Origin of the sequence: Streptomyces sp. NRRL WC-3626 (assembly GCF_000718785.1) — a bacterium.
GTDB lineage: Bacteria > Actinomycetota > Actinomycetes > Streptomycetales > Streptomycetaceae > Streptomyces > Streptomyces edwardsiae.
This window is the reverse complement of record NZ_JOCA01000001.1, coordinates 607,991-631,414: the sequence shown is the minus strand read 5'-3', so window position 1 is coordinate 631,414 and position 23,424 is coordinate 607,991. Positions and strand designations below refer to the sequence as shown.

Below are 23,424 nucleotides of genomic sequence, written 5' to 3'. Positions count from 1 at the left end.
CGTCGACAGATCGTTGCCGAAGGACGCGGTCTCCGAGGTGAAACGGTCACCGGTGAGCTGCATACCGTCACCCGAGTCCCCCGCGAACCTGATGATCACCCGGTCCAGCCGGCGGACCTCCGCCGTGCCGGGGGCCCGGCTCGCCGATGCTCCCGTGGACACCATGTCGGAGCCTCTTCTCTACTCGCTCGCGGGCACCTTCGAAGCCCGGATGCTGGCAGCACCCGCTGACGGAACGCTGACGACGGGCTGGGCACGGGACGGCCCACCGGGGCTCGAGGGGTGGGGTCAGTGCGGTGTCAGCGACGTGTCCGTCCGCCCGGTTAGCCTGCGCCTGCCGTTCAACAGCCCGGTGAGGCCTGGACGCGCGCTCTCCACCTGTCTTTCCTCGGCTCCTCGCCCGGGGACGTATCGAGAGGGCTCTTAGATGCACGAACTCCAGCAACTGGCGATCCGGGCCGGGACGGAGCTGGAAGAGGCACCGGCGCTGGAGATCCTGCGCTGGGCCGTGGACACCTTCGGCTCACGCCTGTGCGTCACATCCTCGATGGAGGACGCCGTGGTGGCGCACCTCGCCGCGCGGGTCGCGCCGGGAGTGGACGTCGTCTTCCTCGACACCGGCTACCACTTCCCCGAGACCATCGGCACCCGCGACGCGGTCGAAGCCGTCCTCGACGTCAACCTGGTCACCCTGCTGCCCCGGCAGACGGTCGCCGAACAGGACGCCGAGTACGGACCCGAACTGCACCGCCGCGACCCCGACCGGTGCTGCGGCCTGCGCAAGGTCCAGCCGCTGGAGGAAGGGCTGGCACGCTACGACGCCTGGGTCACCGGGCTGCGCCGGTTCGACTCGCCGGAACGCGCCGGGACACCGGTGGTCGACTGGGACGCCGGGCGGCAGAAGGTGAAGGTGTCGCCCATCGCCCGGTGGACCCGCGAGGACGTGGACACGTACATCGCCGAACACGGAGTGCTGGTCAACCCATTGCTCTCGGACGGCTACGGCTCAGTGGGCTGTGCACCCTGTACCAGGCGGCTGCTCCCGGGCGAGGACGCCCGGGCCGGCCGCTGGACCGGGAGCGCCAAGACGGAATGCGGACTCCACACATGACGACCGAGACAGACATCCCCGTACGGCATCTGGACGCACTCGAATCCGAGGCGGTGCACATCTTCCGTGAGGTGGCGGGGGAGTTCGAGCGCCCCGTCATCCTGTTCTCCGGCGGCAAGGACTCCATCCTCATGCTGCACCTGGCGCTGAAGGCGTTCGCGCCGGCGCCGCTGCCGTTCTCACTGCTGCACGTCGACACCGGGCACAACTTCCCCGAAGTGCTCGACTACCGCGACCGCACCGTCGCCGAGCACGGACTGCGGCTGCACGTGGCCTCCGTGCAGGACCACATCGACCGCGGACTCCTCAGGGAACGCCCCGACGGCACCCGCAACCCCCTGCAGACGGCGCCGCTCGTCGAGGCCATCCACACCCACCGCTTCGACGCCGTGTTCGGCGGCGGGCGCCGGGACGAGGAGAAGGCCCGCGCCAAGGAACGGGTGTTCAGCCTCCGGGACGAGTTCGGCGGCTGGGACCCGCGCCGGCAGCGGCCGGAACTCTGGCAGCTCTACAACGGCCGGCACGCCCCCGGCGAACACGTGCGCGTGTTCCCGCTGTCCAACTGGACCGAGCTGGACGTGTGGCAGTACATCGCCCGTATGAAGATCGAGGTCCCCTCCATCTACTACGCCCACGAACGTGAGGTCTTCCTGCGCGGCGGCATGTGGCTGACCGCGGGCGACTGGGGCGGGCCCAAGGACGGCGAGCCGGTGGAGACGCGGACCGTGCGGTACCGCACCGTCGGCGACATGTCCTGCACCGGCGCGGTCGAGTCCGACGCCGCCGACCCGTACGCGGTGATCACGGAGATCGCGGCGTCACGGCTCACCGAGCGCGGCGCGACCCGCGCGGACGACCGTATGTCGGAGGCCGCGATGGAGGACCGTAAGCGCGAGGGATACTTCTGATGACACTGGGCACCGAGCACCACCACGGCACCGCCGCACCCGACGCCACCCTGCTGCGGTTCGCCACCGCCGGCTCCGTCGACGACGGCAAGTCCACCCTCGTGGGCAGGATGCTGCACGACTCCAAGTCGCTGCTGTCCGACCAGTTGGAGGCCGTCGAACGTGCCTCCCGCTCACGCGGTCAGGAGACGCCCGACCTGGCGCTGCTCACCGACGGACTGCGCGCCGAACGCGAGCAGGGCATCACCATCGACGTCGCCTACCGCTACTTCGCCACCGCCCGGCGCAGCTTCATCCTGGCCGACACCCCCGGGCATGTGCAGTACACCCGGAACATGGTCACCGGGGCGTCCACCGCGGAACTGGTGATCGTCCTGGTCGACGCCCGGCACGGCGTCGTCGAACAGACCCGGCGGCACGCGGCCGTCGCCGCCCTGCTGCGGGTTCCGCACGTGGTCCTCGCGGTGAACAAGATGGACCTCGTCGGCCACGCCGAGTCCGTCTTCGCGGACATCGCCGCCGAGTTCACCGGCTACGCGAAGGAACTCGGCGTCCAGAGCGTCACCGCCGTCCCCATCTCCGCCCTCAACGGCGACAACGTGGTCGCGCCGTCCGCGCACATGGACTGGTACGGCGGCCCCACCATGCTGGAACACCTCGAGACCGTACGGGTCACGGCCGAACCGGCGCACGCCCCCGGCCGGTTCCCCGTGCAGTACGTCATCCGGCCGCAGACCGCCGACCACCCCGACTACCGGGGTTACGCCGGGCTGATGGCCTCCGGCAGCCTGCACGTCGGACAGGACGTCGTCGTCCTGCCGTCGGGCCGCCGGTCGGTCGTCAGCGGCATCGATCTCCTCGGCGAGCGGGTCGAGTCGGCCCGCGCACCGCAGTCGGTGACCGTGCTGCTCGCCGACGATCTCGACGTCTCCCGGGGTGACTTGATCGCGCCCGCCGGGTCCGCGCCCACGGTGACACGGGAGTTCGAGGCCACGGTCTGCCATCTGGTCGACCAGCCGCTCGTCCCGGGCCGCAAGGTGCTGCTCAAGCACACCACCCGGACCGTCCAGGCGGTGGTGCGGGAGATAGAGAGCCGGGTCACGCTCGACCCGCTCAGCCGGCACCCCGACCCCGGGCGGCTGGTCGCCAACGACATCGGCCGGATCCGGGTCCGCACCGCCGAGCCGATCGCCCTGGACCCGTACGTCGTCTCCCGCCGTACCGGCTCGTTCCTGCTGATCGACCCGGCCGACGGGGCGACCCTGACCGCGGGCATGGCCGGCGAGTCCTTCGCCGCACGCGCCCCCGGAGGGCCCGGCGCATGAGCGGTGCGGGACGCCTGCGTACGGTCGTGGCGGCACTGCTCGCCCTGGCCGTCGTCGCCGGCTGCGGCTACGGGTCCGAGCGCGTCGACACCGGCGCCGACGTCGAGCCCTCGGGCCCGAAGCTGTCCGTGGACGAGGTACGGGTCGGCCACTTCCCCAACCTCACGCACGCCACCGCCCTGGTCGGCGTGCACGAGGGCATCCTCCAGCGGGAACTCGGCGGTACGAGACTGTCGGCGACCACGTTCAACGCGGGCCCCGCCGCGATCGAGGCACTGACCTCCGGCTCCGTCGACCTCGCCTGGATCGGCCCGTCCCCGGCGATCAACAGCTACACCCGGTCGCACGGGAAGAGCCTGCGCATCGTCGCCGGGGCCACCTCCGGCGGGGTCAGGTTCGTCGTCGACCCGAAGAAGATCGAAACGGCCGCCGACGTCAAGGGCAAACGCATCGCCAGCCCCCAGCTCGGCAACACGCAGGACGTGGCCCTGCTCGACTGGATCGCCCGGCAGGGCTGGAAGGTGGACCCGGCCTCCGGACGCGGCGACGTGTCCGTGGTGCGCACCGACAACAAACTGGCGCCCTCCGCCTACAAGTCCGGCTCCATCGACGGGGCCTGGGTTCCCGAGCCGACGGCCTCCCTGCTGGTCGCCGAGGGCGCGAAGGTACTGCTCGACGAGTCGAGCCTGTGGCCGGACCGGAAGTTCGTGATCACCAACCTCGTGGTGTCGCAGCGTTTCCTGACGGAGCACCCCGACGTCGTCGAGGCGGTCGTGCGCGGATCGGTGCGCACCAACGCGTGGATCAACGCGGAACCCGGCCGGGCGAAGGACTCCACCAACGAGGCACTGAAGGCACTGACCGGGAAGGCACTGCCGGACGAGATCATCGACGGCGCCTGGCCGTCCCTCACGTTCACCGACGACCCCCTGGCCGGCACCCTCGGCACCCAGGCCGAACACGCCGTCCGCGCAGGGCTGATGGAACGGCCCGACCTGCACGGCATCTACGACCTCGGCACGCTCGACGCGATCCGCGCGGACGAGGGCCGGCCGCCCGCCGACGACGCCGGGCTCGGAGTGTCATGAGGCCCGGCAGCGCGCCGACCGCCGTACCCGCACCCAGGAGTTGACCCCAGTGCATCCGACAACGATCACGGTGAAGGACGCCGCGTCCGGCGCGGCCGGCCTCGCACCCCGCACCCCGGCCGTCCGTGTGGTCGGCGCCCACAAGTCCTTCGTCCGGCCCGAGGGCGTCCAGACCGTACTCCAGGACATCAGCATCGACGTCGCGCCGGGCGAGTTCATCTGCCTGCTCGGGGCGTCCGGCTGCGGCAAGTCCACCCTGCTCAACCTGGTGGCCGGGCTCGACGAACCCACCTCCGGCCGGATCGAGGTCACCGGCGGGCGGCCCGCCCTGATGTTCCAGGAACACGCCCTGTTCCCCTGGCTCACGGCCGGCAAGAACATCGAACTGGTGCTCAGGCTGCGGGGAGTGTCCCGGCCCGAACGCCGGGCCCGGGCCGAGGAACTCCTCGGCCTGGTACGGCTGCAGGACGCGTACGGCAAGCGGGTCCACGAACTCTCCGGCGGTATGCGGCAGCGCGTCGCCCTCGCCCGCGCCCTCGCGCAGGACTCCGAAGTACTGCTGATGGACGAGCCGTTCGCCGCGCTCGACGCCATCACCCGTGACGTCCTGCACGAGGAGCTCACCCGGATCTGGCAGGAGACGGGAGTCTCCGTCCTGTTCGTCACCCACAACGTGCGCGAGGCGGTACGGCTGGCGCAGCGTGTCGTGCTGCTGTCGTGCCGGCCCGGCCGGATCGCCCGCGAGTGGACCATCGGCATGCCGCAGCCGCGTCGTATCGAGGACCCCACGGTGGCCGAACTGTCCGCCGAGATCACCGACCAGCTGCGGAAGGAGATCCGGCGCCATGGGCGGCACTGACATCCGTACGGCGAAACCGGCCGGCGCCGACGAGGAACTCGCGGGACTGGAAGCGGGGCTGGACTCGCTGGAATCGGTGCCCGTGTCCCGGACGCCGGTGGGGCAGGTGCTGCGGCAGAAGGTGGCACCGCCTCTGCTGGGGGCCGCCTTCGTCCTGGTGGCATGGCAACTGGTGCACGCCGGGGGGCTGGTGTCCGAGGAGCGGCTGCCGGGGCCGCGGGCCGTCGGGGACAGCTTCCTCACGCTGTGGCGGCAGGGGACCCTCTTCGAGATCGTGTGGACCAGCCTGGAACGGGGGCTGCTCGGATTCCTGGCCGCGCTCGCCATCGGGACACCGCTGGGACTGGTCGTGGCGCGGGTGCCGTTCGTGCGGGCGGCGCTGGGACCGGTGCTGTCCGGGCTGCAGTCCCTGCCGTCCGTGGCATGGGTGCCGGCGGCGATCATGTGGTTCGGGCTGACCGACGCGGCGATGTACACGGTGATCCTGCTCGGGGCGGTGCCGTCGATCGCGGTGGGGCTGGTGTCGGGCATCGACCAGGTGCCGCCGCTGTATCTGCGGGCCGGGCGGACGATCGGGGCGACGGGGTTGCGCGGGGCGCGGTACATCGTGCTGCCGGCGGCGCTGCCGGGGTACACGGCGGGGCTGAAGCAGGGGTGGGCGTTCTCGTGGCGGTCGCTGATGGCGACGGAGCTGATCGCGTCGTCGCCGGATCTCGGGGTCGGGCTGGGGCGGTATCTGGCGAACTCCCGGGAGGCGATCGATCTGCCGGGGGTGTTCTTCGGGATCCTGCTGATTCTGGCTGTCGGGGTGCTGATCGATCTGCTGGTCTTCAGCCCGCTGGAGCGCAGGGTGCTGCGCAGTCGCGGGTTGCGTTGAGCCCGAGGGCGGCCGTGGGGTCGTAGTTGTTGCGGCGCGGGAGCGCGGTGCGGTCGATGCATCGTGGCCTGCGGCCGCCTTCGGTAACACCATGTACGGCCTTCGTCTTGCCGCCCGGTCGCGGGTGGTCGGCGGGGGCCGTACGTGCGTTACGGTGCGGTGTCCTGTGCCGGTGCTTGACCGGGTGCCGGCACGTTGGTGCGGGGCGGGGGGTGTTCGCGCGGCCCGGCGCTTGCGGGGTGCCGTCGCGCCCACCCGTGCCGCCCTGCGGCACGATTGCCCGCGGGAGCGGGGAGCGGGGAGCGGGGGCGGAGAGGGCTGGGTGGGGGTGTGCGGAGGCGCCCCCGGCTTCACCTGAGGTGAGGCCGGGGGCGCCTTCGGGGTGGGTCAGGAGAAGGTCGAGTCCTCGGCCCGGGTCAGCCATTGCGTGAAGGACTCCGACTCGTCGGCGCGCTCCCTGCGGTAGGTGCGGACCAGGTTCTCCACGAAGTCGGGGAGGTCGGTCGCCAGGACCTTGACGCCTCGGGGCTTGCGGCCGAAGGCCGCCTCGTCCTCCTGGGAGAGGGAGAGCGCGCCGCCCAGGTGCACCTGGAAGCCCTCCACCTGCGTGCCGTCGGGGCCCGGGAGGAGCTGGCCCTTCAGGCCGATGTCCGCGACCTGCGTGCGCGCGCACGCGTTCGGGCAGCCGTTGAGGTTGATGGTGATGTCCGCCCGCTGGTCCCCGAGCCGCCGTTCCAGCTCGGTCACCAGCTCCGCGGCACGGGCCTTCGTCTCGACGATCGCGAGCTTGCAGTACTCCAGACCCGTGCACGCCATCGTGGCCCGCCGCCACGGCGAGGCGTCCACCCGCAGATCGAGCGCCTCGAGGTCGCGGACCAGCGGCTCCGGGTCCGCCACGTCGAGGACCAGCACCTTCTGGTACGGCGTCAGCCGCACCCGGTCCGAACCGTGCGCCTCGGCGGCGTCCGCGAGCGCGGCCAGCCGGGTGCCGGAGACCCTGCCGACCACCGGCGCCGCACCCACGTAGTACAGCCCGTCCCGCTGCTTGTGCACACCGATGTGGTCGACCGGCGAGGCCGGCAGCACCGGAGCGGGGCCGTCGGCGAGCCGCCGTCCGAGGTACTCCTTCTCCAGCACCTCCCGGAACCGCTCCACCCCCCAGTCGGCGACGAGGAACTTCATCCGGGCCCGGTTGCGCAGCCGCCGGTAGCCGTAGTCGCGGAAGAGGCCGACCACCCCCGCCCACACCTCGGGCACCTCGGCGAGCGGCACCCACGCGCCGGCCCGGTCCGCCAGCCGCGGGGCGGTCGACAGGCCGCCGCCCAGCCACAGGTCGAACCCGGGCCCCAGCTCGGGGTGTTCCACACCGAGGAAGGACACGTCGTGGATCTGGAAGGGGACGTCGGGCAGCCAGGAGACGGACGTCTTGAACTTGCGCGGCAGATTGGACAGTTCCGGGTCACCGATGAACCGTTCGGTGATCTCCCGGATCGCGGGGGTGGCGTCCAGCACCTCGTCGGCGCTCACCCCGGCGACCGGGCTGCCCAGGATGACGCGTGGACAGTCCCCGCACGCCTCCGTGGTGGAGAGCCCCACCGCCTCGAGCCTGCGCCAGATCTCCGGCACGTCCTCGATACGGATCCAGTGGAACTGGATGTTCTGCCGGTCGGTGATGTCGGCGGTGTCCCGCCCGAACTCGGTGGACAGCGCCGCGATCTCACGCAGCTGGGCGACGTTCAGCCCGCCCCCGTCGACGCGCACCCGGAGCATGAAGTGCTCGTCGTCGAGCTCCTCCGGGGCGAGGGTCGCGGTGCGCCCGCCGTCGATGCCGGGTCGCCGCTGCGTGTAGAGCCCCCACCAGCGGAACCGGCCCCGCAGATCGTCGGACGGAATGGAGGCGAAGCCCTCCCGTGCGTAGACCTTCTCGATGCGCTCCCGCACCAGCAGCGGATCCTCCGCCTGCTTGAAGCGTTCGTTGTCGTTCAGTGGTTCCCGCTCGCCGAGTGCCCACTGGCCGTCGACGCGCTTGCGGTCCCGGGTCATCGCTCATCCCTCCCTCATCGGGCCGCTGACCGGCGAGATCATTCCCGACGGCAGCCAGTCGGCACCGGACGCTCCGTGCTGGTGGCCGCCGGTGTCCCCACCGTCCGCGGAGATCATGGTTCCGGGCACGTAGGCGGTGGAGGCGGCGTAGAGCCGGGGCTGCGGGGCCGGCTCCTCGCCGCGGGCCCGCTGCCAGGCCGTGTAGCCGCTGCCGGACGGGTACTCGCCGGGCAGCCGCGCGGCCAGCGCCTCGGTGTACTCCATGGCTTCCTTCGTACGCGGGGTGAAACGCAGCGGTATCAGCTGGCCGGCGCTCGGGGTGAGCACCGAACGGGCCAGCAGCCAGGGGGCGAGATAGACGCCCTGGGCGCGGGTCGTCCCGCCCTCCACGGCGTCGGCGACCTCCGTGGCCCCGGCCCACCCGGACGTGACGATCACCGGGCGGTCCTTGCCGGGACCGGTGACGGTGATGCCCTCCTGCCGGGCCTGCGCACGGACCGCGGCGGCGGCCTTTTGGCCGCGCGGCGACTCGTCGGAGACCAGGCCCAGGGCCGGGACGTCACGGCCGGCGAGGAAGCGGACCATGGCGCGCAGCGCGTCCGCGTCCTCGGCGGTGAGCGTGTCGGACGGGCAGGCGGTGAGCGGCCGGTTCTCGCCGGCGACGAGCGCCCCGGCCGCCGACGCGGCGCATTCGGGCGCGTCGGCGGTCGTCAGCGCCCGCGGCGCCGCCGTACGGCCGCTCCCGGTGTCGACGGTCAGCGATCCGTTCGCGCCGCCCGCGGACACCCGCAGGGTGCTGCTGCCCTCGGGCAGGTCCACCGAGACCCAGGTCTGGGCGCTGCCCGGCTGCCGACGCCCCTCCCGCGGAGCGTCGCCGTCGGCCGCGGCCTTCGCGTCGGCCGCGCCGATCCCCACCAGATTGCGGCCGGGACGGCCGGGCACCACCAGGACGCCGACCTGCTTGCCGCCCAGATGCAGCGTCCGCAGCACCGGCGTCCCGGGCGGGGACGGCCGGTCCGCCACGGCCTCGCCGTGCGCCGTGCCGCCGTGCGCCGTCGTACGGTCCGGCGCGTCCACCGGGCGCAGCGCCGCGCCCAGGACGAACGAGATCACCAGGACGCACAGCGCGCCGGAGGCGAAGAGATACGGGCGCGGCAGCGTCTTGCGCCGGACCAGGAATCCGACGCACACCAGCCCGATGACGGCGGCGAGTGCGAGCAGCGGCAGTGTTCCCCCGGCCGACGACTCCTGAACATGGGCCAGGTGCCCACCGCCCGGGGGAATGGCGGAGGGCACCTGGGTCTCGGTGGACCCGGTCACTTCAGGACGCTGTCGCTGACGGTGAACAGGATCCCGTGCGGGCGGGCAGGACCGGTGTCGCCGTGCGGCCACGACGTACGGTCGAAGTCCACGCAGGGCTTCCCGGTGTTCTCGTCACGGAACCGGGTGTCCTGGCGCAGCTTGCCCGACTTGCCGAGGTCGTACATGCAGACCTCGTGGTTGCCGTCGCCGCTGAAGGAGCCGGCGATGAAGTAGTTCGAGGTGGCGATACGGCTGATCTGCTCGGTCTCCTTGTAGTGACCGCCGCGCACCTGCTTGAAGTTGTCCATGGCGCCCCAGTGCGGGCCGCCGTCGGTGGTGTCGCGGATCGGCATCGCGGAGGTGACCGCCGGGCAGTCCCGCTCGTGGCCGCCGCGGTAGGCCTCGTGGATCGTGTCGATGTCGCACTTGGGGTTGTCGCCCGCGGCCAGCAGCTTGCGGATGTCCAGGACGTAGACCATGCCCGTGGTCTTGTCGAGCGGGGCGCCGTACGGCGTCGACTGGCCCATGACCGTGTGGAACAGATAGCGGTCGTCGGGGCTGACCATCAGCCAGCTTCCCGCGTCGCCCGCGCCGGTGACGTCCCGGTCGGCGCCGGCCTTGCGGTAGGCGGTGGTGTCGTCGAAGACCTCCCGCCACTCGGGGTTCGGCACGGTCACGTCCGGGGCGTAGAAGATCGCTCCGCCCAGCATGGACGAGGCGAAGGCGCCCTTGTGGTGCTTCTTGTGGGGCAGCGCCGGCTCCATGACGACCCGGGACTCGTGCCACATCTTCTCGTCCTCGCGCGCGGCGCGGGGTCCGTCGGGCATCTTGCTGACGGAGAGCAGCTCGGGGTCGTCCCGGTTGGTGATGTCCCAGACGCGGACCGTCTGGCGGGCCAGGCTCGCCTGGTCGGGCAGCTTGGGGCTCAGGAAGTGCCGGGCCTCGACGAAGTCGCTCGCCACCATGATGTTGCGCTCTTCGCTGACCATGATGCCGTGCGGGTTGGCACAGGTGGCCTTCGACAGCTTCGGCACGTTGCCGCACTGCTCGGGGTCCTCGCCCTCGGCGAGGGCGGCGGGGATCTCGGCGATCGTCTGGCCGTTCTCGTCCATGCGGACGATCTCGCCGGGCGACCCGGCCGCGCCGTTGCCCTCCCGGACCTCACCGTTGGTGTAGGTACAGGGGCCGGGCACGTCGGGTCCGCCGAGGTAGGTGGCGTACGCGGTACCGTCGCGCAGCACCTGGAAGGCGTCCGGCGCGGTGCCGCAGGGGGTGTCGACCGTCGAGTTCACGCCGACCAGCTTCAGGGCCGGCAGCGCCTTGGTGTCGAAGACGAAGACGGTGTCCGCCAGCAGGCCGCCCGCGAAGAGGCGGTCGCCCTTGTGCCACACGTACTGCATGTGGTGGGCCTCGTTGGACAGGCCCGGGCCCAGGGTGACGGTGTTGACGACCTCGCCGTAGGTCCGCGAGTCGCGGGTGGCGTCGACGACGGCGAGGAAGTCGGGCTTGGCGGGGTCCGCCGAGCCGGCCCAGGTGAGCATCCACTCGCGCCCCCGCCCGCCGGCGGAGGGCAGCAGGTTGTTGGTGGCGGTGTAGGTGACGCCGTCGTTGCCCTTGAACTTCGACGTCGTCCGCTCGGGTTCGGGTGATGCGGTGGCGTTGCCGGATCCTGTCAGCAGGGCTGCGGTCAGGCCGGCTGTCGTGAGACAGACGGCCAGGCGGGATGCTCTGCCCGGCCGTCCGAGGCTGAATCGTCGCACGTCGCGGATGCTCCTCTCGCGGAGCGATGGTGGTGTTCCAACTGGCGCCGGTACCTTCCCAGAGCCCGCTGACGTGCCACTGACGCTGCGATCGGGTGCGACTTCCGGCCGTTTTCCGGGAGTTCGCGAGTGCCGCGTTTCAGGTGTTTCACGTGCCCCCGGGATGTCAGGAGTTGAGGAGCCAGCCCGCGTCACGGGCGATACGGATGGCGTCCAGACGGTTACGCGCGTCGAGTTTGGCGACGATGGTCGTCATGTAGTTGCGCACGGTGCCCGGTGACAGATGCAGATGCTCGGCGATCTCGGCCGTCTCCGCCCCGGCCGCGGCGAGCCGCAGTACGTCGGCCTCGCGTGCCGTGAGCGGACTCGCCTGGCCCTCCCAGGCGGCCAGCGCCAGCTCCGGTGAGATGACGCGTTCGCCTGCCATGATCCGGCGTACGGCCTTGACGAGATGCTCCACCGGCGCGTTCTTGACGAGGTAGCCGTCGACCCGCACGTCCTGCGCGCGGCGCAGCACATTGGGCGCGTCCAGCACGGTGAGCACCAGGATGCGGGAGTCGGGTAACTGGTCGCGTAAGCGCTCGGCCGCGGTGAGGCCGTCCAGGCCGGGCATGTTCACGTCCACGATCACGAGGTCGGGACGGGTCTCCTCGGCGGCCTCGAGGACGTCCTCCCCGGAACCGACCTCGGCCACCACCCGGATGTCGTCCTCGAGTTCCAGCAGTGCGGCGAGCGCCTCCCGCACCATTTGTACATCTTCCGCCAAGAGAACACGTATCACACACATCCCCCCCGCAGATGGTCCCGGCCTTGGCCAGAATCATAGACATGCGAGGCGCGAACATGTCGCGGAAAAGCTGCGGTCGGTGTTCCGGCGGAAGCGCGGTGTTACGCCGCGTTGGCCAGTTTGCCCAGACTGGTTTGCAGATGCGCCGATGCTCCCGGCGGTACGGACAGGGTGGCGGACGGTACGACGGCGACCACCCGGAAGGTCCCGCCGGGGGAGCGCCGGCTCTCCAGGGTGCCGCCGAGGGCGGTCACCCGCTGGCGGAGATTGCCCAGGCCACTGCCGCCGCCGGGTGAGGAGCCGCGCCCCGCGCGGGTGGCGCCGTCGTTGACGACCTCCAGCCGTACGGTGCCGGGTCCCGCGGTCAGCAGGACGGCGCAGCGGGAGACGTCACTGTGCCGGAGCATATTGGTGACACACTCCCGCAAAACCGCGGACAGTGCGGTGCCCGCCTCGCCGCGGGACGGCAGCGCGGTCACCTGGAGCGTGACGTCGATGCCGACGGTGTCGAGCAGCGAGGCCGCGGCCCGCACCTCGCTGAACAACGGCAGTTCCCGGTAGCCGCGTACGGCCATCCGGACCTCGGCCATCGACTGCCGGGCCGTACGCAGGAGTTGGTCGGTCTGCGCGGCGGCCAGCTCGGGGCGGGACTGGAAGGTGCGGTGCAGCAGCTCGGCGCGCATCGCGAGCGCCGAGAGGGTGTGGCCCAGCAGGTCGTGCAGATCGCGGGCGAAGCGGGACTGCTCGTTCTGGACGGCGGCACGCGCGAAGTCCGCGCGGGACTGCCGTAGGTGACGGACCATCAGCATGGTGCTGGAGAGGATGAAGGCCATGAGTCCCGTGACCAGGAGTCCGAGGCCCATGGAGACGAGGTGGACGGGCGAGCCGTCCGCGCGGGTGGCGGCGAGCGGACCGGTGATCACCACGACGGCGAACAGCGGCCAGGCGTACCGGGGTTGCAGTACCAGGGGCAGTGTGCCCGCCAGATAGCCGGCCAGGACGCAGAACTCCACGTCGAGCACCTCGGCGGAGAGCGCGACGACCAGGATCTGGCCGACGAGCGCGACGGCGGCTCTGCGGGCCGGTCCGCCGTCACGGCCGGAGCGCTGGGTGATGAAGACGCCCACCTGGAGCGCCAGCAGCACTCCGGCCAGCAGCGGAACCATCACCACCTCGGTCGCGGGATGGGTTCTGTCCCGAAGCGAGCTGTGGACCAGGACCGACACGGCGAGCGTGGCCGTGATCAGCAGCGCCAGCAGTCGGCTGACACCCGGCTGGCACAGTCCGTTGGCGCGACAGGATGACTTCAGCTGCATCACAGATCCCCTGACCCCCGATTCGACGTTCGTCCTCGCGGTTTCGAGCGGATTGCACCGGCCTGCCGCCGTTCCCGGAGGAACGGCGGCCGGATCTACGGGGTCGCCGAGCTGGGAGTCCGGTCGTTCTCCCGGCCCGCGCCCGCCGGGGCCGGGGTGTCCTGGTCCGGCCGCGGGCGGGGAATCGCGAGGGCGCACAGGGCGCCGACCAGGACCACGGCGACACCGATCCAGATGCCCGGCTTCATGCCGTCGACGAAGCCCTGGGCGGTGCGGTCGTCGCCGTAGTGCATGAACACACTGCTCAGGATGGCGGTGCCGAGGGCGCCGCCGATCTCACGGACGGTGTTGTTGGCGCCCGACGCCTTACCGCGGTACTGCGGTCCGACCGAGCCCAGCACCACCGCCGCGGTCGGGGCGAAGACGAGGCCCATGCCGATACCCGCGACGATCATGGCGCCGACCATACGCGAGTACGGAGTGTCCGAGGAGGCGACCAGATTGATCCAGGCCAGTCCGATCGCCTGGAGGAAGAGACCGGCCGCCATCAGCCGTCCGCCGCCCACCTTGTCGGTCAGGGCACCGGCGACCGGCGCCACGAACATCGGCATCAGGGTCCAGGCCAGGGTGAGCACACCGGCCTCCAGCGGGGTGCGTACCGGGGCGATCTGGAAGAACTGCGCCAGCAGGAAGATCGACCCGAAAACGCCGAAGTACATGGTCGCGGAGACCAGGTTGGAGAAGACGAAGGCCCGCTTGCGGTAGAACGACAGCGGAAGCAGCGGCTGGGGTGCCCGGCGCTCCCACATCACGAACAGGGCCAGCAGGACGACACCGCCGGCGAACGCCGACAGGATGATGCCCGAACTCCAGCCCCTGTCCTCGCCGTTCACGATCGCCCAGACCATGGAGAGGAGTCCCGCCGTCGCGAGGAGCATGCCGAGCAGGTCCAGCCGGGTCCCGTCCAGGGAGCTCTCGCGGAGTACGGCGAGGATCAGCGGGATGGCCACCAGGCACACCGGGACGTTGATCCAGAAGATCCACTGCCAGTCGAGCCCGTCGACCACCGCGCCGCCCACCACGGGACCGAGGGCCACGGCCATACCGCTGACCGCGGACCACAGGCCGAGGGCGAGGTTGCGCTTCTTGTCCGGAACCTCCTCCGCGAGGAGGGTCAGCGACAGCGGCATCACGGCCGAGGCACCCAGGCCCTGCAGCGCACGCATGACGATGAGCTGCTCGCTGCTGTCGGAGAGGCCGCAGCCGATCGAGGCCAGGGTGAACAGCGCGATGCCGGCCACGAAGACCCGGCGCCGGCCGAACCGGTCACCCAGCGCCGCCCCGGTCAGCAGCAGACAGGCGAAGCTGAGGACGTAGGCGTTGACGAACCACTGCAGCTGCTGAGTGGACGCCTCCAGGTCGACGGCCAGGGTCCGCAGCGCCGTCGACACCACCAGGTTGTCGAGCGCGACCATGAACATCGGCAGACTGCACGCGACGATGACCACCCATAAGGGCCTCCGGTTCTCCCCGGCGCCCCGGGCGGCGAGCCGAGGCACGGCTCCGCCCTCCCCAGACTTGATCGTGCTCATGACAAAACCTCCATGGTGCGGGCCCGTGCGAGGGCGGGAGAGAAGGGGAGTGGAGTGGGGCGGATTCAGGCGGCGTGGCCGCTTTGCGCGGCGTCCTCGCGCGCCTTGGCGTCGAGCCGTCGCTTGGCCTCGTCCCAGCTGATCGGCAGCTCCGCGGAGCCCGCCTCCCAGTAGACGAAGGTCGAACGCCGGCAGGCCGCCCGCGACGCCCGCATCGAGGTGAGATGCGGGTCGGTCTTCGCGTAGGCGAACAGCGTGTCGCGGTCCTGCCAGGCCGACAGGGTGAAGAAGGTGCGCCGCAGCGGCTGTGCGACGAGGGAGGCGCCGTACACGCCGTGTGCGGTCTTCACCTGGCTCCAGGAGCGCAGGGAGTGGACCAGGAACTTCGGCACGTCCGACAGGGACTTCAGTTCAAAGCGCGACGCCATGACGTAGACGCGCGTGTTCGCAGGGGCGGGGTGAGGGGTGATCCAGCCGAGAGTCGGCATCGCGACACCCACCTTCCAGGAGACGACCGGCTAAGCTCATAATGGATAGTAGCGCGATCCGTTATCCGTTATCCAGTGGATACTAGAACGTAAGTGGAGTTCGATGAAGATCTCGGAGCTCAGCCGCCGCAGTGGGGTGTCCATCCCCACGATCAAGTACTACCTCCGGGATGGCCTGCTGCCCCAGGGACAGCTGACGACGGCGGCCAACCAGGCCGACTACGGCGAGGAGCATCTGCGGCGGCTGCGGCTGATCCGGACCCTGGTCGGTGTGCGGCGGCTGTCGGTGAGCGCGGTCAGGGAGATCCTGGGCGCCATCACCGAGGAGGGCGACCTGCACCAGATCTTCGGCATCGTGATCGACGCCCGGCCGGCCACCAAGCTGCGGAAGCAGGACCGGGAGGAGACGGCCGGGGGTGACACGGAAGGTGTCGCGGACGCGCGCCGGCTGATCACCGAGATGGGCTGGGAGGTGTCTCCGGGCACGGCGGCCATCCAGACCCTCGGCGAGGTGCTGGACGCGCTGTCCGATGTGGACGCGGGCATCGGCTGGCAGTCCCTGCTGCCGTACGCGCGGCTGACGGACCGCATCTCGGAGCTGGACGTCAAACAGATGAACGGCGCGTCCGACCTGCTGGAGCTGGCCGAACGCGCCGTTCTTGTCTCGGTGTTGCTGGAACCCGCCCTGCTGGCCCTGCGCCGCCTCGCCCAGGAGGACAAGTCCGCCCGCCTGTTCAGCGGCAGCCCGGGCGGGGGAGAGACGGCGTGAGACGGGTCAGGACAGTTCGCCGATGAGCCGGCCGGCGGCCTCCGCCCCGGCGGAGAACGCGGCCTCGTGGGAGCCGATCAGGTCCGGTCCGAGCTCCTTGGAGTGGAAGTAGGACCCGGCCAGCTTCACCCGGGTGCCCTCGTTCGCCCCGTGGATCATCGACTGCCGCTCGCGCAGCGCCATGTCGATCACCGGGTGGGTGTAGTCGAACTCGGCGATCACCGTCTCCGGGTCCACCGGACGCGGCGGGTCCAGGGTGACGAAGTAGTCCCGCTCCGCCGTGAAGTCCTGCAGCCGGTTGAGGTAGTACGTGACGAAGCAGCGGGTCGCGCCGTCCGCCGCGACCTTGCCGTAGTTCCAGGCCAGCCAGCCCTCCCGGCCGGCCGGCATCAGCGACGGGTCGGTGTGCAGCACCACCTTGGAGCGGCTGTAGCGGATCCCCTCCAGCGCCGTCGCCTGTGCGGGCGTGGGGTTCTCGAGGAGGGCGCGGGCCTCGTCGGCGTGCGTGGCCACAACCGCGTAGTCGAAGGTCGTGGTGCCGGACGCGGTGGTCACCGTGACCCCGTCGGCGTCCTGTCGTACGGCGGTGGCGGGCTCCGAGACCCGCAGGTCGGGGCCGGTCGCGGCGAGCGCCTTGCGGACGTAGGAGATCGAACCGCCGCCCACCGTGCGCCAGTCGACGCGCCGGCCGCCGAGGCCGCCCTCGTCATGGCCGACGAAGAAGGCGATCACGGTGGCGGCGGGCATCTCCCAGACCAGCTCCGCGGGCACCGACCAGACGGCCGAGCAGAGCATGATCAGGTACGAGTGGCGGAACTCCTGGCTGTAGCCGCCCCGGTCCAGGTACTCGCCCATCGACATGTCCGCGCGCCCGCGCGCGAAGTCACGCCGGCTCTCCTCGTGGAAGCGGCGCACCTCCCGCCACACGTCCGGGAATCCGGGGTGACGCTCGGCGTAGCGCGCCTCGACGGCGGCCTCGTCCAGTTCCAGCTCCTCGGTGCCGAACTCCAGGCCGCTGTCGAGGTCGAAGAAGGTGAAGCCGCCCGGGTGGGCGACGGTCTCCACGCCGAGGTCGTCGAAGAAGCCGCACAGCTGCGGGTAGAAACGGCGGTTGAAGACGATGAACGCGGTGTCCAGGCCGATCACCCGGCCGTTCTCCTCCACCTCCACGGTGTTGGCGTGGCCGCCGGGGCGGTTCTCGCGTTCGAAGACGGTGATCCGGGCGCGGTCGCGCAGATGGTAGGCGGCGGACAGTCCGGCGGGGCCGGAACCGATCACGGCGACGGTCGGCGGGGTGTGCTGCGGCATGGGAGGTCCTTCCGGGTTCACAACGGTGGTCGGGGAGTCGGGGGGCGGGGCGGCGCGGGGTCCGCGCCCAGGTCGTGGTGGTGCGGCGGGGCCGTGCCGCCGTCCACCGCGACGGCCAGCAGATGGCCGGGGCCGGGACGCAGCAGGTCGAGGCGCCAGCGCCGGCCGGAGTCCGGGCGCCGCGCGTCGGTCACGGTGAACCGGCCGGAGCCGCACGGCTCGAACCGCGTCCCCCGCACCCCGTGCGCCAGTCCGGTGCCCAGCCCCTTCAGATAGGCCTCGGTCAGGACCCACAGCTCGCCCAGGGCGAGGAGCGGGTCCGGGGCGGAGTCCAGCGCCGCCCGCTGCGCGTCGTCGAAACGGCCGCGCAGCGGGCCGGCCGTGGCACGGTCGAAGGGCGTCCGTTCCACGTCGACGCCGCAGGCCCGCCCCCGGGTGACCGCACAGGCGATCAGGCCGTCGGTGTGGGACAGGTTGAAGCGCAGACCGCCGCGGCCGTCCGCGAGTTCGGGACGTCCGTGGCGGGTGCGGACGAAACGCCAGGTGTCCACCGGCAGCCCGGTGCGGACGGTGAGCGCCGTCCGGCACAGCAGCCGCCCGCCCAGGAACCGCAGCCGCGCACCCGGCGTACGGAGCCGGTCGTGCCGCGCCCGCTCCGCGTCGGACAGCAGCTCCAGGCCGCCCAACCGGTCCGCCAGTTCGGGCACTTGTTCCTCGGGCAGCGTCCACAGGTCGGCCATCGGGGGTGTCAGCGGGCCTCGGCGCCGCGGACGTCCCCGTCGGGCGCGGTCCGGTCGGCCAGGGTGACCGGCCAGTGGGAGAGCAGCCGGTTCTCCGCGTGCAGCCGCACCAGCACGTCCAGCACCTCACCGGCCGCGTCCGGGTCCCGGTAGGGCTCGTACGGGGCGAACCGCAGGCGCAGCCGCTCCAGTTGCAGCACGAGGAGGGCCGCGCTGGGCAGTGGACCGGCCATGGTCCCGTGCGAGTGGACGTAGGTGTGGACGCACGCGGCGGCCGCGTGCACCAGGCAGTACTCCTGCGCCAGGTCGAAGAGTTCCGCCGAGTGGGCGTAGCCGCGCCCGAGCTCCGCCTGCAGCCTGTCCTGCCGCTCCCGCAACGGGTCCAGCCGGCCGAGGAGTTCCTCCGCGATGCCGGCCGCCAGCAGCAGCCGGTCCCGGTCCTTGTCGGTGGCCTCCTCGGCGAGCGCCCGCAGCCGCTCCAGGGAGTGGGGCGCGGCCAGGACGGCGTCGTCCATGCCCCGGCTGGAGAGCTCCTGCTCCTCGGGCCGGTACACGGGCAGTTCGGTGTCCATGCCGTACAGCACGGCCACGCGTTCCGCGGCCGCGGCACGGACTCCGGCGTCGGCGGTGAGGCCCTGCCGGAGCAGCGAGGGCAGCTGATGGCCGATGTTGCGGAGGTTCACCACCGTGTTGCCGTCGGCCATGTTGGTGACGAGGAGGTCCCGCAGCATCTTCTGGTGCATGCCGAAGCGCGGGTGCGTCCGCAGGAACACCCGGGCCCCGAGCACCACGTTGAGCCGGGACAGGGTCTCCTCGAGCAGGGTCGGCACCACGTACTTGGCCACCGACGACCACACGCTCACCTGGGCCGGGGAGGCCTGGAGGCTGCGGACGGCGCCCAGGCACACCGCGTCGGCGATCATCAGCTCGGCGAAGGACTCGGCCAACTGGCGTCCGGTGTACGGCACGTCCACGACGGGCCGGTCGAACAGCACCCGGTCCTGCGCGAACTCCAGGGCCGTACGCAGCGAGGTGTCCACCCCCGACAGGGCGAGGCTGAGGATCACCAGCCGGGCGGTCTGGCTGGTCTTCAGCGCGATCTCCAGGCCCTGCCCCTCGGCGCCGATCCGGTCGGAGTCGGGGACGAACACGCCGTCGAACCGCAGCCCGCTGAGGTCCAGGGCCCGTACACCGTGCTGCCTCACCGGGTGGGTCTCGCGTACGGTCTCCGCCTCGGCCCGCCACTTGTCGACGACGAGGATCGAGTAGTCCCCGGCGCCGCCGCGCGGCCCGGTGCGGGCGAAGACGACCATGCGGTCGGAGTAGGTGGCGTTGCCGATCGGCCACTTCTCACCGGTGAGCCGGTAGCCGCCCGGCACCCGCTCGGCGACGACCTCGTTGTTCAGCAGGTCGCTGCCGTGCGCGGCCTCGGACAGCCCCCAGGACAGGCCGACACCGCCGTGGATGTCGGCGATCTGGCGCCGCTTCTGCTCGTCGGTGCCGGCGATCCACACCGGGGTGAAGGCGGCCTGCGTCAGACCGAGCGCGATCGCGGTGGCGCCGTCACGGCGGGCCACCAGCCGCATCAGGGTGAAGCCGGTCTCCGGATTGCCGGCCTTGCCGCCCTGCTCGGCCGGCAGACCGTAGTCCAGGAAGCCCCAGCGGCGCAGCATGCCGACGAAGGCGTACGGGAAGGTGTCGTGCTCGTCGTGGTCCAGCACGGCGGTGAACGGCATCCGGCTCGCCGGGTCGTGCGGGTCGCCGAGGTACTGCTCGAACCGTCGGGCCAGATCGGTCAGCTCGGCCTGGGACATCAGGAGGTCTCCATCGGGTCGTACGGGCGGGAGGTGACGGGCGCGAGGGGGACCGGCAGCGCGGTCATCAGCCGGTTGCCCCGGCGCAGGGCGTCCGTGGTGTCGAGGGCGGGCAGCAGATCGGGGCCGTGCCGGCGGGGGTCGGTGCCGGCGGCGCGGGCGAGCAGGAAGGACAGGACGGCGGTCAGCCAGCCGGAATCGCCCGGCTCGCCGCCGTACAGCGGCCGGTGCCGGTTGGCCCACCACAGGTGGACGCACGCGGCGGCGGCGTGCAGCCAGGCGTAGCGCTCGGCGACGTCGGCCAGGGCGTTGGGGTCGGCGCCGCGCCGGCGCGCCGAGGCGGCCTCGGCGCCGAGCGAGGCGACGGCGTCGGACACCCGGCGCACCAGCGCCCCGGCGCGCGGATCGGCGAGCTGCGCCCGGACCGGCCCGGCGATACCGCGCAGCCCGGTCAGTACGGGATCGGCGCCGCGCACGACCAGGTCCAGCCGGGTCGGCTCGTACGGCGGCAGCCCGGCCCCGAGGTCGAACAGCCGCTCGAGGACGTTCGGGTCCGGCTGTTCCTGCCGGCCGGCGAGGGTGGGGATCTGGGCGGCGTAGGAGCGCAGGTTCGCCAGCGGGCTGGCGTCGATCACCCGTACCACCGCCGTGTCGCGCTGCAGCTTCTGGAACAGTCCCGCGCCCGGCGCGCCCTCGCGCAGCACCGAGCGGGTGGCGAGGACGGCGGCGCAGCGCCGCACCAGCTCCTCGCACGCCTCGGCCACCACATGCTTGGCGGCCGGCGCCCACACGCTGAACGCCTCGGGTACGACGTGCACACCCCGGGCGGCGGCCAGCGCCACCGCGTCCGCCGCCAGCAGCGCCGCCGAGGCGACGGCCAGCTCCCGGCGGGAGTGCGGCGCCTCGACGAGGGGCGTTCCCGCCACCTTGCGCCCGGCCGCGAAGTCCAGCGTCAGCCGCAGCGCCGTGTCGGCGCAGCCGAGACTGCCCGCCATGCTCATCAGCCGTACGGCCTGCTGGGCGAGGACCGCCACCTCGAGACCCTCGCCGGCCTTGCCGACCAGGGCGTCCTCGGGCACCGGTGTCCCGTCGAAGCGCACCCGCGCGGTGTCCACGCCCCGCATGCCGCCGGTGCGCGGGGCGGGCTCGCGGACCAGTCCGTCGGCGCCGGGGTCCAGAAGGTAGGCGGAGAAGGCGCCCGGCCCGCGCTCGCCGGTGCGGGCGACCACGTAGAGGGCGTCACAGCGCAGGCCGTTGCCGACCATCCACTTCTCGCCGTGCAGCCGCCCGTCCCCGTCGAGGCGTACCTCGCCCGCCAGCAGATCGCTGCCGTGCGCGGCCTCGGTCAGGGCGAACCCCACCGAGCCGCCGCCGGTCAGGATGCGGGCCACCCGCTCGCGCTGCCGCTCGCTGCCGTGCAGCTGGAGGCAGGTGGCGGCGATGATGCTGAACATGGTGCCCGGCATCACGTTCACGTCCCGGCGGGCGGCGGCCCGTACCAGGGTCAGTCCGCGGTCGAACGTGTCGAACGCCCCGCCCCACTCACGCGGCAGGTAGTTGAGGTGGAAACCGGCCGAGACCAGCGTCCGGCACAGCTCGTCGGGAGGGGCGTCCGCCTCGTCACGGGCGACGGCCGCGGCGAAACCGTACGGGTTGCCCGGGTCCCCGGGGTCCCCGAGCAGCTCCTCGACCTCCTCGGGGGCCGGCGCGCGGTTCATCGGGCGGCCTCCGTGAGCGCGGCCGGCTCCAGCGGCACGGGGCGGTAGTCCGCCACCGACGTCGGCAGGGTGACACCGGCGGTGGCGAGCTGGGCGGTCCGGGTGTGGAAGGCGGCGCCCCGCATCAGATGGTGGGCGACGTCGGCGACCGTCCGGTTCTCCGGGGTGTTCAGATAACTGCCGGACACCCAGGCGTTGAAGCTGCCCATCGCGGGACCGCACCAGATCTGGTAGTCGGCGGCCCGGTCCCGCTGCCCGGTCACCGCCCAGCGCGACGCCATGCCCAGATACCAGCGGAACACCAGGGCCATCCGCCGCTTGGGGCTGTCGGCCGCCCGGCGCAGCTGGTCGGGGTCGCGCCGGCTGAAGTACGCGACGCACTCCTCCCACACGTCGTCCAGCGGACGCCGGAACACCTGTGACTCCAGCCGCTCGCGCTGCGCCCGCGGCAGCGCGTCGATGCCGTCGTACGCCTGGTAGAGCTGGTAGAGCTGGGCGGCGCGCATCGGGAACATCGAGCCGCGGCGCAGTACCTGCAGCTCGACGCCCATCTCGAACATGTCGGCCGCCGGTGCCATCACACAGTCCGTGACCTCCGCCTGCGCCAGCAGCTCGCGGGTGATCGCGGAGGTGCCGGACTCCAGGCACGACTGGTTGACGGACCCGGTCACCACATAGGCGGCGCCCATGGTGAAGGCGGCGGCGACGGCGGCCGGGGTGCCGAGGCCGCCGGCCGCGCCGACCCGGACCGGGACGGCGTAGCGGTGCTCGTGCTGGATCTGGTCGCGCAGCCGCAGGATCACCGGGAACAGCGCCGGCAGCGGGCGGCGGTCGGTGTGCCCGCCGGAGTCCGCCTCCACGGTGATGTCGTCGGCGAGCGGCAGATGGTGGGCGAGCTGTGCCTGCTCGGCGGTGATCGATCCGTCCCGCAGCAGGGCGTCGACCATCGCGGTGGGCGCCGGACGCATGAACCGCTCGGCGGTCTCGGACCGGGACACCTTGGCGATGACCCGGTGTTCGGCGACGATCCGGCCGGACGGCTCCCGGCGCAGCCCCGCCAGCCGGTAGCGCACCAGATGCGGGGTCAGCCCCAGGAAGGCCGACGCCTCGACACAGCGCACTTTGTGCTTCAGGAACAGCTCGACGGCCTCCCGCTCCAGCCGCTCCTCGCTGGGGCTGTGGATGAGGTTGACGGCGTACGGCAGTCCGGGGATCTCGGCGGCGAAGCGGGCCAGGGCCTCCTCGATGGTCCTCGGCAGCAGACCGGCCGCGCCGAACGAGGCGAGGAAACCCTGCCGGGCCAGCGCGATCACCAGATCGGCGGAGGCGATACCGCCCGCCATCGCGCCGGCCATGTACGACTGCCGCACTCCGTGCGCGGCGCGGAACGCGGCCGAACCCAGCCGATGCGGCGGCAGCGCGGGGGCGGCGGCCAGCACGGCCGGCCCGTCCCCGCCCGCGGCCGCCGTGCCGCCGGCGGCGGCGCCGACGCCCTGCGGCGTGGACACGATGAAGCAGGGCTGCTCCACCTGGGCCAGGACCTGCTGGATCCCGGCCGGTTCCGTACTCGGATATCCGCCCCCGTACCAGCGGAGCGTCTCGGACGTGGTGCTCATGGA

General features: G+C 72.0%; 19 protein-coding genes. 7 read left to right on the top strand and 12 right to left on the bottom strand.

Annotated elements, in window-relative coordinates; all coding sequences use genetic code 11:
* The first annotated feature begins 427 nt into the window (after window positions 1-427).
* The 6 genes from IF28_RS0102620 to IF28_RS0102595 all read left to right on the top strand — a co-directional run bounded on the left by IF28_RS0102620 (window position 428) and on the right by IF28_RS0102595 (window position 6,168).
* Complete coding sequence (locus tag IF28_RS0102620) at window positions 428-1,111, top strand: phosphoadenylyl-sulfate reductase (RefSeq protein WP_030213171.1); 684 nt, start codon at window positions 428-430, stop codon at window positions 1,109-1,111.
* On the top strand, window positions 1,108-2,019 hold the full coding sequence (cysD, locus tag IF28_RS0102615) for a sulfate adenylyltransferase subunit CysD (protein WP_030213169.1): 912 nt from the start codon (window positions 1,108-1,110) through the stop codon (window positions 2,017-2,019). Before IF28_RS0102620 ends, cysD begins: the two co-directional genes overlap by 4 nt.
* On the top strand, window positions 2,019-3,344 hold the full coding sequence (locus IF28_RS0102610; protein ID WP_030213167.1) for a sulfate adenylyltransferase subunit 1: 1,326 nt from the start codon (window positions 2,019-2,021) through the stop codon (window positions 3,342-3,344). The genes cysD and IF28_RS0102610 overlap by 1 nt, the downstream gene beginning before the upstream one ends.
* Window positions 3,341-4,432 carry an ABC transporter substrate-binding protein gene (locus IF28_RS0102605; RefSeq protein ID WP_030213165.1) on the top strand — a complete coding sequence of 364 codons (1,092 nt, stop codon included), beginning with the start codon at window positions 3,341-3,343 and terminating at the stop codon, window positions 4,430-4,432. The genes IF28_RS0102610 and IF28_RS0102605 overlap by 4 nt, the downstream gene beginning before the upstream one ends.
* Window positions 4,433-4,559: 127 nt before the next feature.
* Window positions 4,560-5,291, top strand: a complete 732-nt coding sequence (locus tag IF28_RS0102600; RefSeq protein WP_234324843.1) for an ABC transporter ATP-binding protein — start codon at window positions 4,560-4,562, stop codon at window positions 5,289-5,291.
* The gene (locus tag IF28_RS0102595; RefSeq protein ID WP_030213161.1) at window positions 5,278-6,168 is read left to right on the top strand and encodes an ABC transporter permease; all 891 of its coding nucleotides are present in this window, start codon (window positions 5,278-5,280) and stop codon (window positions 6,166-6,168) included. The genes IF28_RS0102600 and IF28_RS0102595 overlap by 14 nt, the downstream gene beginning before the upstream one ends.
* A 387-nt stretch (window positions 6,169-6,555) precedes the next feature.
* On the opposite strand, the gene IF28_RS0102590 is transcribed toward IF28_RS0102595, so the two are convergent.
* From IF28_RS0102590 to IF28_RS0102560, 7 genes are all read right to left on the bottom strand, one after another.
* On the bottom strand, window positions 6,556-8,211 hold the full coding sequence (locus IF28_RS0102590) for a nitrite/sulfite reductase (protein ID WP_030213159.1): 1,656 nt from the start codon (window positions 8,209-8,211) through the stop codon (window positions 6,556-6,558).
* Window positions 8,212-8,214: 3 nt separating this feature from the next.
* The gene (locus IF28_RS0102585; protein WP_051713583.1) at window positions 8,215-9,531 is read right to left on the bottom strand and encodes a hypothetical protein; all 1,317 of its coding nucleotides are present in this window, start codon (window positions 9,529-9,531) and stop codon (window positions 8,215-8,217) included.
* Window positions 9,528-11,273 (bottom strand): hypothetical protein, encoded by a 1,746-nt coding sequence (locus IF28_RS0102580; protein ID WP_030213155.1) that lies wholly within the window; start codon window positions 11,271-11,273, stop codon window positions 9,528-9,530. The genes IF28_RS0102585 and IF28_RS0102580 overlap by 4 nt, the downstream gene beginning before the upstream one ends.
* Window positions 11,274-11,439: 166 nt before the next feature.
* Window positions 11,440-12,060, bottom strand: a complete 621-nt coding sequence (locus IF28_RS0102575; protein ID WP_030213153.1) for a response regulator — start codon at window positions 12,058-12,060, stop codon at window positions 11,440-11,442.
* Between the two features lie 101 nt (window positions 12,061-12,161).
* Window positions 12,162-13,376 (bottom strand): sensor histidine kinase, encoded by a 1,215-nt coding sequence (locus IF28_RS0102570; protein ID WP_051713582.1) that lies wholly within the window; start codon window positions 13,374-13,376, stop codon window positions 12,162-12,164.
* Between the two features lie 95 nt (window positions 13,377-13,471).
* The gene (locus IF28_RS0102565; RefSeq protein WP_234324832.1) at window positions 13,472-14,968 is read right to left on the bottom strand and encodes an MFS transporter; all 1,497 of its coding nucleotides are present in this window, start codon (window positions 14,966-14,968) and stop codon (window positions 13,472-13,474) included.
* Window positions 14,969-15,033: 65 nt separating this feature from the next.
* Window positions 15,034-15,456 carry a DUF3291 domain-containing protein gene (locus IF28_RS0102560; RefSeq protein ID WP_030213146.1) on the bottom strand — a complete coding sequence of 141 codons (423 nt, stop codon included), beginning with the start codon at window positions 15,454-15,456 and terminating at the stop codon, window positions 15,034-15,036.
* Between the two features lie 103 nt (window positions 15,457-15,559).
* Between IF28_RS0102560 and IF28_RS0102555 the strand changes: the two genes are divergently transcribed.
* Window positions 15,560-16,225 (top strand): MerR family transcriptional regulator, encoded by a 666-nt coding sequence (locus IF28_RS0102555; protein WP_030213144.1) that lies wholly within the window; start codon window positions 15,560-15,562, stop codon window positions 16,223-16,225.
* Window positions 16,226-16,231: 6 nt separating this feature from the next.
* Here the strand turns inward: IF28_RS0102555 and IF28_RS0102550 are convergent, their stop codons facing one another.
* From IF28_RS0102550 to IF28_RS0102530, 5 genes are read right to left on the bottom strand one after another with little or no spacing between them, the layout of a single operon-like run.
* Complete coding sequence (locus IF28_RS0102550) at window positions 16,232-17,533, bottom strand: NAD(P)/FAD-dependent oxidoreductase (RefSeq protein ID WP_030213141.1); 1,302 nt, start codon at window positions 17,531-17,533, stop codon at window positions 16,232-16,234.
* Between the two features lie 17 nt (window positions 17,534-17,550).
* Window positions 17,551-18,273 (bottom strand): 4'-phosphopantetheinyl transferase family protein, encoded by a 723-nt coding sequence (locus IF28_RS0102545; RefSeq protein WP_106981963.1) that lies wholly within the window; start codon window positions 18,271-18,273, stop codon window positions 17,551-17,553.
* A gap of 8 nt (window positions 18,274-18,281) precedes the next feature.
* Window positions 18,282-20,087, bottom strand: coding sequence for an acyl-CoA dehydrogenase family protein (locus IF28_RS0102540; RefSeq protein WP_030213136.1), 1,806 nt, complete (start codon window positions 20,085-20,087; stop codon window positions 18,282-18,284).
* Window positions 20,087-21,805: an acyl-CoA dehydrogenase gene (locus IF28_RS0102535; RefSeq protein ID WP_030213134.1), complete on the bottom strand. Its 1,719-nt coding sequence runs from the start codon at window positions 21,803-21,805 to the stop codon at window positions 20,087-20,089. Before IF28_RS0102535 ends, IF28_RS0102540 begins: the two co-directional genes overlap by 1 nt.
* The gene (locus IF28_RS0102530; RefSeq protein ID WP_030213132.1) at window positions 21,802-23,421 is read right to left on the bottom strand and encodes a PfaD family polyunsaturated fatty acid/polyketide biosynthesis protein; all 1,620 of its coding nucleotides are present in this window, start codon (window positions 23,419-23,421) and stop codon (window positions 21,802-21,804) included. Before IF28_RS0102530 ends, IF28_RS0102535 begins: the two co-directional genes overlap by 4 nt.
* Between the last annotated feature and the right edge of the window lie 3 nt (window positions 23,422-23,424).